The sequence below is a fragment of the Mucilaginibacter sp. GW821-FHT07G05 genome (assembly GCF_059418565.1).
Map to the genome: position 1 here is coordinate 603,986 of NZ_JBWKQC010000001.1, position 13,194 is coordinate 617,179.

Below are 13,194 nucleotides of genomic sequence, written 5' to 3' on the forward strand. Positions count from 1 at the left end.
TCAAACATGGTCACACTGAAAACCACCACATTATGCGCGTTATGCTTATTGCTTGCTAAAATAAGCTTTTCGCAAGAACAACCGGATACCGCCGTTTTCGCTAAAATAAAAGCAGCCGAGCTAAGCAGCTCGCAAATTCCGCAAATAGCACATTACCTTACCGATGTTTCGGGACCAAGGCTGACCAACTCTGCGGGTTATCGCCGTGCGGCCGATTGGGCCATAGCTACATTTAAAAAATGGGGCTTAACAAATTCAAAGCTTGAACCATGGGGCGAGTTTGGCAAACAGTGGGATTTAGAAGATTTCAGCCTGGTGATGCGTTTACCCTACGCCACGCCGTTGAGGGCGTATGCTTGTCCGTGGAGTACTAATACCGATGGTGTATTAAAGGGTGGTGTGGTATTGATAGCGCCGCAACAGGCTATGGATACTACGTATTTAATAAGCCATGCAGCCGAATTTAAGGGCAAATTTATACTGATAACCGGCAGGCCACTGCAAACCCAGGATAACTTTACACCAAGCGCTACCCGCCTGGCCGATACCTCCCTGGCCAATTTGAAGGACAATTACGTGGTGAAGCGTTCGGAAATTGAGCAGGAGCTGGGACAATTGAAATTGATACAGCAGTTTGATTTGATCTTAAAACGATCAGGTGCTTTGGCGGTGCTCTCCGCAGGCAGGCGAAGCGCTAACGGATCTGTATTTGTACAGGCTGCATATGGTTATAAACTTACCGATGCACAAACCTTGCCGCAGGTAAATATGGCTTTGGAAGACGCGCAACGCATCAAACGATTGATACAATCGGGGCAAGCGGTTGAATTGTCGCTTAATATTCAAGGCAAGTTTTCTACCGCGGATACCAAAGGCTACAATGTTGTTGCCGAAATTCCGGGCAGCGACCCCAAGTTGAAATCGCAGGTGGTAATGCTTGGCGGGCACCTCGATTCGTGGCAGGCTGCTACCGGTGCTGCCGATAACGCGGCAGGTTGTATTGTAATGATGGAAGCCGTGCGCCTGCTCGATTCGCTTGGCCTAAAACCTAAACGAACCATTCGCATAGCGCTGTGGGGAGGTGAGGAGCAAGGGCTTTACGGCTCGTACGGCTATGTTAAAAATCATTTTATCGACGCCGTAAAAATGTCTCTTAAGCCTGACCAAGCCAAAATATCAGCCTATTTTAACCTTGATAATGGTTCGGGCAAGATCCGGGGGATTTATACCCAGGGAAATACCGCTTTGCAGCCCATTTTTACCGAATGGTTAAAACCATTTCATGATCTGGGCGCTTCCACGGTGACAACCAGTAGTACAGGATCTACCGATCATGTCTCTTTCGACTGGGCAGGTATCCCTGCTTTTCAATTTGTGCAAGACCCGCTTGATTATGAAACCCGTGTACACCATAGTAACCTGGACGATTATGACCACTTAATAATGGACGACCTGAAACAGGCCGCCATTATTGTAGCATCTTTCGTATACCAAACAAGTATCCGCCCCGAACTGCTTCCGCGAAAGTCATTCAAAAAAGAAGTTTTCGTTTTCGACGGCTTGTAGCAGAACGCCGGGTTAGTTTTTCACCCTGCTTTGTTCGCTTTCGGCACCGTTGGCATCATGCTGGCGCTGGCCCGAAATTGCTTTACCAAACCGATAACTAAGTGAAAGTACAAAGTTGCGTGTATCGCTCAGGTTTTGCCAATTGGCCGATGTGCGGTTAAGGTTATTGATAACGCCTGTATTTTTAAACGTGTAAAAGATATCGTTCACCGTAAATTTAACCGTAGTAGCTGTTGATAGCTTTTTAGACACACCGGTATTAACCCGCCCTCTGCTGCCAATAACAAATTGCCCGCTGGTGATTTTGCTTTGGTATCCGCCTTCGGCTTGCAGCTGCCAATCTTTCTTCAGCTTAAATGTAAGCGCGGTACGGGCGAAAAAATAAGTACCGCGGGTATCTAATAATCCGGTATAAAAATCGCTCACCGAATGGATGTTGGATACACGGCTATAGAAAAAGATATTCAGCCATTTGGCGGGATCAAAAGTAGCATCAAAAGAAAGCGTGATAACCGTGTATTTACCAATGTTACCCGGGCGACTGTAATAGATACCGTCAACAATTTCAATGGTTTCGTTCACATCATCGCGTGTTTTACTATAGCTTAAAGTAGTGTTAAATTTTTCTTTGTAAGAGTGTGTCAGCTCAATATTATCAGTAAAGGATGGCTTTAAAAAAGGGTTGCCGGTGTAGTAGGTAAACCTATCTAAAGGAGAAAGAAATGGGTTCAGATCCTGGTAATAGGGACGATTGATACGCCTGCCATAATTTAACCGCAACTGGTTAACATTACCTGTATCCAGTTTATACTGAATATATAAAGTGGGAAATAGATTGGTGTAATTGCGTTTAAAGGTGGAGTCCGGCTTTTGCACGTTGCCAAGCTGGTGTCCATCGGAGATCGTGTTTTCTAACCTTAAACCGACCTGGAACGACAAGCGCTTATAATCTTTTGTGGCATTTAAATAAGCCGCGTTGATATTTTCCCGGTAAATAAAATGATTGGTTTTGCCATAGTCGGGTTGCGTAATCTCGTTCTTCGTCAAAAAATAATCGGCTACATTATCGGTATGTGTATAGGCTGTTTTTAAACCGGCAGATAATTTAATACCATTTCTCAACGGATGATCATAATCTGCCTTGGCGGTGTAAATATTGATATGCGCAGGCAGCATCCCGGTTAACTGATCGATATTGGTAGCCATGCCACCCGGCAAATAAGTACTGTTGGCAAACAACTGATCTGTTTTAGTATAATAGTTCAGGTAATCGATATCGGCAGTGAACTCGCGCCCGGTTTGACCGTATTTATGACGATAGTTAAGGTTGATGCCGCCATTTTTAAATACATCGCGTTCGGTATTTTGGGCGATAATGGTAGAATCGGGCCTGTTCTGTACATCAGAGAAGTTACTTGTAACTGGCGAAGTTGTGCGATGCGGATTGTATATACCATTCACGTTAACGCCCAACGTACTTTTATCTGATAAGTAGTAATCAACACCCAGCCTAACCGTATAATTGTTACCCGTGTTCCGCAGAAAAGAGTTTTGTAAAAAGTTGGTAGTTACTACACCATTACCATCCTCAAAATGACGGTTAATATCAAGATCATTAAAAGTATTAGCATGGTTATAACCCAGGTTCCCGGTAATGTTTAACTTATTGTTCCGGTAATTAAAGTTGAGGCTATTGTTTGTACGGGCATATTTTCCCTGAGTGTACGCGAGGTTAACGCCGCCGTTAAATCCTCTTACTTTATTTTTCTTTGTTTTAATATTGATAACACCACCGCTGCCTGCCGCATCGTACTTGGCCGGTGGATTAGGCATTAATTCGAGTTGATCAATAGCGGCCGCACTCAATGAGCGAAGATAATTTTCCAGGTCCGCGCCCGAAAGGTAAGTCGGCTTATCATCAATAAAAATAGTTACACCTTTGCCTTTCAAGCTTATCGCGCCATTTTGATCAACTATTACTCCCGGCGCTTTCTCAAGTACATCTAATGCGGTACCGCCCGCGTTGCTTATCATAGCCTCGGGGTTAACAAGGGTACGGTCTATCTTTTGTTGTACAAAAGGCCGGGTGGCGCTAATACTAACTTGCTGTAGCGTGTTGCTGTTTATTATTAAGCTGACCGGCTCTAAAATCTTATTAACGCTCAGTTCAAAGCTCGTGCCCCTATAATTTTGATAACCCACCATGCTTGCCGATAAACGGTAGCTTGCTTTTTTCAGATTGAGAAAAGTGTAAATACCAGTGATATCGGTAAAAGTTGTTTTAATGAGTGTGGAGTCTTTACCGTTGAGCAGGTATACCGTAACGCCCTCAAGAGAATGCCCGTTCGCGTCAGTCACTTTGCCAGAAAGTTTCAGTGTATCTTGCGCGAAAGCGAAAGTTGAGGCAATAGTTATCCAGGCGGCTATTAAAGCCGCTATTTTTAGTTTCATGATGTTTGGGTGATTAAAGGTTAAATGTCTGTTTAGCGTTTATCGGGCAATAATTGTCCCGTTCTCGTTTTTTAACGTGAATTAATTTGTTATTTGATGCTTTTGGTTTGTACTTACAGCGTGGTGGTTGTAGTTACCATAGTGCTGGTATCGTAGTTGTAGTAAACAATGCTGCGTTTTTCGAACGATTTTATATAATCATTTTTAAAGCGCTTAAATGTTTCATCCGGTAATTTCTCGCCGTTAATAACCAAATCGTATTCTGTTAATTTATAGGATTGTACCTTGGCGACTAAACCTTCGCTTATAATAGCTTTGAGTATTTGCCTGGTTATATCAGATTCCTGCTCATCGTTATTCTTCATTAAAACCGGGACAGCATTGGTTGAAGGGTTTTCTGCCGACAATGTTCTGTCATAACCCGTCTTGCGCGGCTTGTAACTGCTGGTATAAGGTTGATAGTGCTTTGCCGAATCTAAACTATATAAGGCATGCTGATTTTGGTAAGAGAGTTTGGTGCTTACAGGGCCTAACTTTTGCTTTACACTGCTTAACGGCGATAAACCACCTTGCAAGCGTTTAAGTGAATCGGCCAGCGCGGTTTGGGCGGCTAAATTATTTAATGGTAGTGGATCACCTGTTTCATCCGGCTTATTATTTACGCGGTTTTGTGTAGTGTCCTTAACTTTACTTGTTACGGTTTTAGTAACCGACATTGTCGATTCAGTAATTATCGTTACCGTCTTTTTCACGGCAGTATCAATATCCTTTTTTTGTAAGATTGCCCGGCTTACACGAGCCACCGTTTTAGATGTTTTGGTAACGAAATGTTCAATGTTATCCTTTTGGGTAAAAGCAGTCGTTAGCAAAACAGCGGTTACCAAACAACCGGCCAGCAACGATCTTTCCATCATATTGAGCGACGGATTTCGGCTACTAAGCAAACGCTGAACCCGGCCTTTAAGGTGCTGCTTATTCCCGTTGAGCGCCATAGCGAAAGCCGGGGCCGAAAGCTGATATTCCTGACTGGCCACTAAAGCTTTAATATAATTTACTTTGTTACCGGTGTACTCAACGGCGATATCGTCGCAGCAATTTTCGCGTTCGGCCTTTATCAGTGCCGCTATCCATAATACGGCCGGGTTAAAAAAGAAGAGCAACTCTACAATACTCAATAACACATTGGTTAAATAATCGCGGCGGCGGATATGGGCCAGTTCATGCACCAATATAGCCTCAATATCGGCAGGGGACAGGGCAGTCATCAAGCCCACCGGTATTAATATCAACGGTTTCAGGTGACCAATAACCATCGGCACACGTGCAATTCCGGATTCGGCAATGGTAATAATCTGTCTTATGCCCATTTGCCTGGCCAGTTCCGTTACCCGGTGCTGCCAGCTATTGTCTATAGAAAATATTTGCCGCCTGCGTAAATGGTAGATCACCTGCAAGCCGGTTAACAATTGCAAGCTTCGCGCCAACACGATCAGAAACCATATAAGCACAATGATGTTGGAGTAGCTACTCAAAAAACTTAAAATATTCCGGTACTCATTCGATTCAGTAATTACAGGAGGGTAGGATGGAAGGGCGTTATGAATAACTAACGAATTTTTACCGATTATCGCCGGCGAAGATTGCGCCGCCCTGAGCTCCTGTGCAAACGTAACAGCTACGGCGATAGTGAACAGCAACAACGCGGTAATCAGCAGGCTATATCGTTTCGAGGCACTTGTCTTACGGGTGCCTATCACAATTAATCCTGTTACTACGGCAAGCAGCATGCCCTGCCATAAAGAATGGATCAGCGTATTACCCAATGCTTTGATCAGGTAATCGGGCAGTATATTTACCAATGAAAACGCCATAACCGGTTAGTTTTAAATGTAATTATTCTTCAAACTTTTTAAGCATATCTTTTATCTCATCCAGCTCAGCCTGCGATGTTTTTTTATTACCAAGCAACTGCATCACCAATTTACTTGCAGATCCTTTATACATCGAGTCGACAAACTTATCCAGCAAGTGCGATTTGGTTTCCTGTTCTTCCTGCACCACACTATATATATGTTTCATTTGGCTTTCGTCACGTTTCAGGATTCCCTTATCGGCCATGATCTGCATTAGTTTCAGGGTTGTGGTGTAATTAACATCCTTTTGTTTAACCAACTCATCATTCACCGCGCGAACTGTTGATGGCCCGTGTTCCCACAATACCTGTAATATTTCCAGTTCTGATTTTGTGGGTTCTATCGGTTTATTTTGTGCTTCCATAATTATCTCAAACCAAAGGTAGGAAAACTTTCGTACCAAACAAATAAAAGGTAATAAATTTTTCGTAGGTTGAATAAAAATATATGATCCGATCATAAACCCAATGTGATAAACTACCAAACAGGCTCAATTTCAATACAATAAACCAACTGCAACTTATCACATATCGTCATCGCCCCGTAAAAAGCGTTTGTACGTTCATTTTTCTCTCAATTAAACATCAGATGTTTAATTACACATCGTATGTTTGTATTGTAATTGATTGCAACATGGCAAAAGTGAAATTATCAGAAATGGTGGCCGAAAAAATAAAGAAGGATATTGCCGCCAAAAAATATAAAGCGGGAGAGAAGATCCCCGCCGAGCCCGAGCTGATGGAGGCATACCAGGTTGGGCGTTCATCAGTTCGCGAAGCTATCAAAAGTTTGGCTATGGCGGGGGTACTGCATGTACAGCAGGGCAACGGAACCTTCGTAAATGAACAATCCACTGCTCAACCATTAGATCAGCGCCTGCGTAATGCCGATTTTGATGAAATTAACGCCGTACGTATGCTACTGGAAACAGAGCTTGTAAAATTGGCGGTTGACCATCATACACAAGCCGATCTGGATGCCATGCACCAACACCTTACCGACCGCAGACATGCTATTGAAACAGAAAATAAACAGGCCTGCACCAATGCCGATATCGCTTTCCATACAGCTATAGCGGCTGCCTCACGCAACAAAGTCCTTGCCGATCTGTACGATTACTTTACACTGAGCATCAGGTCTTTCTTTTCAAAAAGGGAGCAGCAGGGTATCGCGCATTTTGCTATGAGCCATTATTTACACGATGCCCTTTTTGATGCCATTCGTGATAAAAAGAAGAAAGAGGCATTAAAGATCATCCAACAAATTTTATCCAACAACTATTAATTATATGAGTATTTTAGTTTTCACCCTCCTGTTAATTCTTGGCGCTTACCTGGCCGGGCTGGTGGGTTCACTTACCGGTTTGGGCGGGGGAGTAGTTATCATTCCGTTATTAACTTTAGTTTTCAATGTAGATATCCGTTATGCCATTGGCGCAGCTTTGCTGGCATCCATAGCTAATTCATCGGGCGCGGCAAGTGCTTATGTAAAAGAGGGCATCACCAATGTACGCCTCGGTATGTTTTTAGAGATCGCTACTACAGTAGGCGCGGTTGTAGGCGCTTTACTTGCCGTTTATACGCCAACCAATACCATCGCCATACTTTTCGGTGTTATCCTGTTGTTCTCCGCAGCCATGACGATCCGCAAAAAGAATCAGGACGCGCTAACCGAGGGCAGCCACGCGGCCGAAGTATTAAAGCTGAACAATACTTATCCAACCAAAGATGGCGAGGTTGCCTATAAGCTAAAAAACGTTGGCGCCGGTTTTTCTATCATGACCGTCGCCGGGGTATTTTCAGGTTTGCTGGGGATAGGTTCGGGCGCGTTAAAGGTACTGGCAATGGATTCTACCATGCACATTCCCTTTAAAGTGAGTACAACTACCAGTAACTTTATGATAGGCGTAACCGCTGCCGCGAGCGCCGTAGTATACCTGCAACGTGGTTATATGGATGCCGGTATCGCTTTCCCTGTTGTACTGGGCGTACTGGGCGGGGCATTTACAGGTGCAAAATTGCTTAGCCGCATTAATGTACAGGTGTTAAAATACATTTTTTGCGTAGCCATATGTTTTGTAGCGGCAGAGATGATTTACAATGGCTATAACCATAAATTTTAAGCAGATGAAAAAGAATACGATATTTCAGAATAAACTGGCAGACCACGACATAGAACGGTTTATTGGTTTGCAGTTACGTGTAGGTGTGTTATTATCCAGCTTTATTGTGCTGATGGGCGGCTTGTTATACTTGTACCAGTTAGGCGCTGTACCCATGCCATCTTACCACACCTTTGCAGGGGAGAAGACAGGCATCACATCTTTCACCTCCGTACTTCATGGAGTAGTCGGTTTGGATGCCCGTGCCATTATACAATTAGGCGTGGTGATCCTGGTGGCTACGCCGGTGTTCCGTATAGCGCTTTCGCTGGTAGGGTTTCTGCTGGAAGGCGACAAAATGTATACCCTCATCACGCTGCTTGTTTTGGCTATTATGCTGTTCAGCGTATTTGGTGGGTTAAAAATTTAATTATCATCATTATGAAAACAATAATCAACAGCATAGCAAGGCTCCTCAGTGTGGCAGCCCTATGCTTAATCTTCTTACTAAGCAGTACCCGGCCGGCTTCGGCACAGGCCCCCATTAAAAACATTGTGCTGGTACACGGTGCCTTTGTTGATGGCTCAGGCTGGAAACCGGTTTACGATATCCTTGTTAAAAAAGGCTACAATGTGCGTATAGTACAGCATCCACTAACATCTTTCGATGGCGATGTAGAGGCCGTTAAACGAGTGATAGCAATGATGGATGGTCCGGTTATTTTGGTAGGCCACAGCTATGGTGGCGCGGTAATTACTGCCGCCGGTAATGATCCGCAGGTTAAAGGTTTGGTTTATATTGCCGCCCATGCGCCTGATAAAGGCGAAAATGAAGCTGCCAATGGCAAGCTATATCCACCAGCCTACAAATCCCTTCAAAAAACAGCAGACGGATATGACTATATAGCACCTGATAGTTTTCATGCTGATTTCGCGGCCGATCTGCCAAAAAATATAGCTGATTTTACAGGCCGCGCCCAGGTATTAACCAAAGATGAAGTTTTTCACGCGGTAATTACCGAAGCCGCCTGGCGAACAAAACCAAGCTGGTATATGGTAGCCCAGGCCGATCGCATTATTAACCCCGACTTGGAACGCATGTACGCTAAACGGGCGGCAAGTTATACAGTAGAAATTCCGGGTGGCAGCCACTCTATATATACATCACGGCCAAAAGAAGTAGCCACGTTAATTATAAAGGCTGCTGAAGGGGCAGCATCTGGCACTCCAAATAAAAATTAATATATACAATAAGTAAAAACGTCTGCTATGTTTTCCATAGCGGGCGTTTTTATGCTTATCCGAGGGTGATCATTGTAATAACGGGTCACCACTGATATTCCTACAAAACGTAAATTCACGATATATCAACAGCTATTTTAAAGCATATTTATGTTAATATTTTGAATGCCAGTATAGTTTGCAGGTGGTCTTGTATTTGATGTGTGGTATGGCTTATAGTGTTGTTTTTGAATTTTCGCACTATAGGCTTATATTACAAAGTAATTGGTACCATTTATCAAACTGATACAAATGCACTATATTTTATTACAATTTCTGATCCTGCTTTCTGCAACCTTTTTATTGATCATGCTGGCCAAAAAGCTAAAAATAGCCTATCCGCTGTTTTTGGTGATCGCCGGTTTGGTGGTAAGTTATATTCCGGGCATGCCGGTTATCGCCATGGATCCCGACCTGATCTTCCTTATATTTTTGCCTCCCTTATTGTATGAGGCCGCGTGGTATACCTCATGGAACGATTTCTGGAAATGGAAACGCCCTATCAGTTTGCTGGCATTTGGCTTGGTTATTTTTACTTCAACCATAGTGGCCTTTGTATCATCGGCGGTAATACCGGGCTTTACGCTATCAATGGGCTTTTTATTGGGCGGTATCATTTCTCCACCCGATGCTATTGCCGCTACTTCGGTTTTAAAGTATGTGAAGATCCCTAAACGTATCTCCATTATTTTAGAGGGCGAAAGCCTGGTGAACGATGCATCCAGCTTAATTGTATTCAGGTTTGCACTAACCGCGGTGTTAACGGGTAGCTTTTCTGTAAACGAAGCCGCTACCAATTTTTTTACGGTTACGCTAATGGGCATTGTTATAGGCCTTGCCATAGCTCATATCGTTTACCTGATCCATCGCTTTTTACCTACTACTTCAAATATTGATGCCGCGTTTACGCTGGTATCACCTTATTTTATGTACCTGGTTGCCGAGCATTTCCATTTTTCGGGTGTAATGGCGGTGGTGAGCGGCGGTTTGTTTTTATCATATCGTTCGCACGAGGTATTTCAGGATGGGCAGAGTCGGTTGCAAACCATAAACGTATGGTCGACCGTTATCGTTATTTTAAACGGACTGGTGTTTATTTTGATAGGGTTGGAGTTGCCCGTAATTGTTAAAGGGCTCGATGGTTATTCAATAGGCGAAGCCTGGCAGTATGGCCTCATCATCAGCGTGGTAATTATCATTATCCGCATGTTGTGGATCTACCCAAGTACGTTCATTCCCCGCTGGTTGTTTAAAAGCATACGCGCCTCCGAGCCAAATCCGGGCTGGAAAGGATCATTCGTTATTGGCTGGGCCGGTATGCGCGGTGTAGTATCGCTGGCGGCGGCTTTATCATTGCCTATGCTGGCAGATGATGGTAAGGCATTTCCGCACCGTAACCTCATCATCTTTATCACTTTTGTGGTGATACTGGTTACGCTTGTTTTTCAGGGTTTAACTTTGCCGTTTATTGTTAAGGCCTTAAAAATAAAAGAAATTGATCCCGTTGTACCGGCAGATCAGCAGGACCTGGGTATCCGGTTAAGACTGGTGAATCAATCAGTAAAACGTTTGGAGGAGCACTATCCGAAAGAAATAGCAAATAGCGAGTTGCTGCAAAACCTGAAGGAAGAATTACAGAACAATGTTACCATTATTACACAACGTTTGGAGTCGTTAGATTGTGATCAATCGCAACTGAGTGAAGTAAAAATGTATAACAGGGTTCTGAAAGACCTGTACCACATACAGCGCCGCGAATTATATCATATCCGCAAGGAAAAGGCATTTAGCGACGAAGCAATACGCAAACAGGAAATGCAGATAGACCTTGCCGAAGTGAAGGTCAGCTCGCAAGGCGACTAAACTAAAATCGTTATAAAAGTAAAAGGCCAGCAACAATTGCGGGCCTTTTTTAGTATGAGCGGGGAACTTATTTAGAGTATTCGTATTTGATACCCAGTTTTTTAATTTTTGAATTTAAAGTGGTTGAAGGCATATTCAAGATCTCCGCCGCGCCGCCAGGACCAAATATCTTGCCTTTACACATTTTCAAAATGCTCAAGATGTGGTCGCGTTCCATTTCTTCCATGGTTTTTATCCTGAAATTCTCATCGGTTGCGGGGTGCTGGTTTGATGAAAACACCGGAATGTCTATCTGGCTGATCTCTTCTTCCTGTGATAATACCACGCTTCGTTCTATCAAATGCTCCAATTCGCGGATATTGCCGGGCCAGTCGTAGGCCATCAGTTCTTCCATCACTGCTTCGGATATGCTATAAATATTCTTCTTTGATTTTTTAGCGTATTTATTTAAAAAGTAGTTAGCCAATAGGCTGATGTCTTCTTTGCGCTGCCTTAAAGCGGGTAACTCTATCGGGAATACATTAAGGCGATAGTAAAGATCTAAACGGAAACGACCTTCAGCAACTTCTTTTTCGAGGTTGCGATTGGTGGCGGTTATAATACGAACGTTTATTTTTTTGATGTAATTACCGCCCAGGCGTTCAATCTCCCGTTCCTGCAAAACCCTTAGTAGCTTTACCTGTGCTTCGAGTGGGAGTTCGCCAATTTCATCCAGAAATATAGAGCCTCCGTCGGCTTGCTCAAATTTGCCTATGCGCTTATCATTCGCGCCGGTAAAAGCACCCTTCTCATGCCCGAACAATTCAGATTCGATGAGGTTGATTGGCAGGGCAGCGCAATTAACCGTAACCATTGGTTTTGATTTACGGGGCGATAATTTATGAATTGTATGCGCGATACGCTCTTTACCGGTACCGCTTTCGCCCAATATTAAAATAGAGGTATCATCGGGAGCTACCATCTCAATTTTATTAAAAACATCCAGCAGCAAAGGGCTGCGGCCAATAATGCCATGGTAATCTTCGGTATAGGTTTTGGCAGGCTCAGTAACTGCTTTAAAGCGGGGTTCAACAATAGGAGCAGTGTGCTGCGACGGTTTTAAAATAATGTCTTTAATAATCAGAGACAGCGTTTTTTGTTCATTATTTAAAAGATCGACATGGATCTGCGTATAAACATCAGCCGCTTTATTCAGGAATGAGAACTGATAGCGGTATCCGTCAATAGCTTCGCTCTCGATCATCAGGCCCGATTCGTAATGGTAATGATCGCTCAGTGCCTTAAGCCAGCGGTTTTCCATGCGCAACTGGCGGAATTTATAGTTGTTGTATAACGATTCGCCCAACAGGTTCTTATCGCTTACCTTCCACGATCTGAACTCACGCTGGCTTACCGAAACTTCTTCCAGCAGTTCATCATGGCTCAGCAGTTGAAAACTGTTTGCTTTGGTTTTGACCAATACAATGTCTTCCGAAAAATCAGTTTTATCAACTTTGCTGATGTTCAGGTAATCAAAAGGCACAACGGTTTGTAATGACAGGGCTACTTGCTTTAATTTATCCTGCCGGGAATTTTTTTCGTCGACAGCCAGTTGTATCTGTTTTTCAAATGCCGAATCGTTATTAAGGTTATATTTCAGGCTTTGATCGTGCCGGTAACGGGCAATATCAAGCATGATCAGCAAATCTTTCTCGCGGAATGGTTTTACCAGGAAACCGTAAGGCTGCGTTGCCTTTGCTGCTTCCAGTATGCCTTGGTTGGTATTTGCCGAAATGTATATGAACGGAATTTTAACCTCGTTTAAGTAGCCCGCCAGGTCTATCCCTGTTTTATCGCCCTGCAAAAAAATATCCAGCAACACCCAGGTGGGCTGTTTAGTCTTTATCAATGCCATAGCCTTAGCTACCGATGGCGCTATGCCGCAAATAGTATAACCCGCCTTTTGCAGCATTATCCGCAGATCATTCGCTACAATAAATTCATCCTCAACAATCAGTATATTCTGGTCCATTTTCTAAT

At 43.6% G+C, this 13,194-nt stretch carries 10 protein-coding genes; 6 read left to right on the plus strand and 4 right to left on the minus strand.

The window, feature by feature from the left end:
* The first annotated feature begins 6 nt into the window (after positions 1 to 6).
* Positions 7 to 1,566, plus strand: a complete 1,560-nt coding sequence (locus tag AC07NA_RS02400; RefSeq protein WP_494895369.1) for a M20/M25/M40 family metallo-hydrolase — start codon at positions 7 to 9, stop codon at positions 1,564 to 1,566.
* Positions 1,567 to 1,578: 12 nt separating this feature from the next.
* Here the strand turns inward: AC07NA_RS02400 and AC07NA_RS02405 are convergent, their stop codons facing one another.
* The 3 genes from AC07NA_RS02405 to AC07NA_RS02415 form a co-directional block, all read right to left on the minus strand.
* The gene (locus AC07NA_RS02405) at positions 1,579 to 4,017 is read right to left on the minus strand and encodes an outer membrane beta-barrel protein (protein WP_494895371.1); all 2,439 of its coding nucleotides are present in this window, start codon (positions 4,015 to 4,017) and stop codon (positions 1,579 to 1,581) included.
* A 113-nt stretch (positions 4,018 to 4,130) separates the two neighbouring features.
* Positions 4,131 to 5,888, minus strand: coding sequence for a M56 family metallopeptidase (locus AC07NA_RS02410; RefSeq protein ID WP_494895373.1), 1,758 nt, complete (start codon positions 5,886 to 5,888; stop codon positions 4,131 to 4,133).
* 22 nt (positions 5,889 to 5,910) lie between these two features.
* Positions 5,911 to 6,294, minus strand: coding sequence for a BlaI/MecI/CopY family transcriptional regulator (locus AC07NA_RS02415; protein WP_494895375.1), 384 nt, complete (start codon positions 6,292 to 6,294; stop codon positions 5,911 to 5,913).
* A 269-nt stretch (positions 6,295 to 6,563) separates the two neighbouring features.
* On the opposite strand from AC07NA_RS02415, the gene AC07NA_RS02420 reads away from it, so the two are divergent.
* The 5 genes from AC07NA_RS02420 to AC07NA_RS02440 all read left to right on the plus strand — a co-directional run bounded on the left by AC07NA_RS02420 (position 6,564) and on the right by AC07NA_RS02440 (position 11,175).
* Complete coding sequence (locus AC07NA_RS02420; protein WP_494895376.1) at positions 6,564 to 7,214, plus strand: FadR/GntR family transcriptional regulator; 651 nt, start codon at positions 6,564 to 6,566, stop codon at positions 7,212 to 7,214.
* Positions 7,215 to 7,218: 4 nt separating this feature from the next.
* Positions 7,219 to 8,052 carry a sulfite exporter TauE/SafE family protein gene (locus AC07NA_RS02425; protein ID WP_494895378.1) on the plus strand — a complete coding sequence of 278 codons (834 nt, stop codon included), beginning with the start codon at positions 7,219 to 7,221 and terminating at the stop codon, positions 8,050 to 8,052.
* Positions 8,053 to 8,056: 4 nt separating this feature from the next.
* Entirely contained in the window at positions 8,057 to 8,461 is a 405-nt protein-coding gene (locus tag AC07NA_RS02430; protein ID WP_494895379.1) for a DUF1634 domain-containing protein, read from the plus strand.
* Between the two features lie 11 nt (positions 8,462 to 8,472).
* Positions 8,473 to 9,273, plus strand: coding sequence for an alpha/beta hydrolase (locus AC07NA_RS02435; RefSeq protein WP_494895380.1), 801 nt, complete (start codon positions 8,473 to 8,475; stop codon positions 9,271 to 9,273).
* Positions 9,274 to 9,564: 291 nt separating this feature from the next.
* Positions 9,565 to 11,175: a Na+/H+ antiporter gene (locus AC07NA_RS02440; protein WP_494895382.1), complete on the plus strand. Its 1,611-nt coding sequence runs from the start codon at positions 9,565 to 9,567 to the stop codon at positions 11,173 to 11,175.
* 67 nt (positions 11,176 to 11,242) lie between these two features.
* Here the strand turns inward: AC07NA_RS02440 and AC07NA_RS02445 are convergent, their stop codons facing one another.
* Positions 11,243 to 13,186 carry a sigma 54-interacting transcriptional regulator gene (locus AC07NA_RS02445; RefSeq protein ID WP_494895383.1) on the minus strand — a complete coding sequence of 648 codons (1,944 nt, stop codon included), beginning with the start codon at positions 13,184 to 13,186 and terminating at the stop codon, positions 11,243 to 11,245.
* Positions 13,187 to 13,194: the final 8 nt, after the last annotated feature.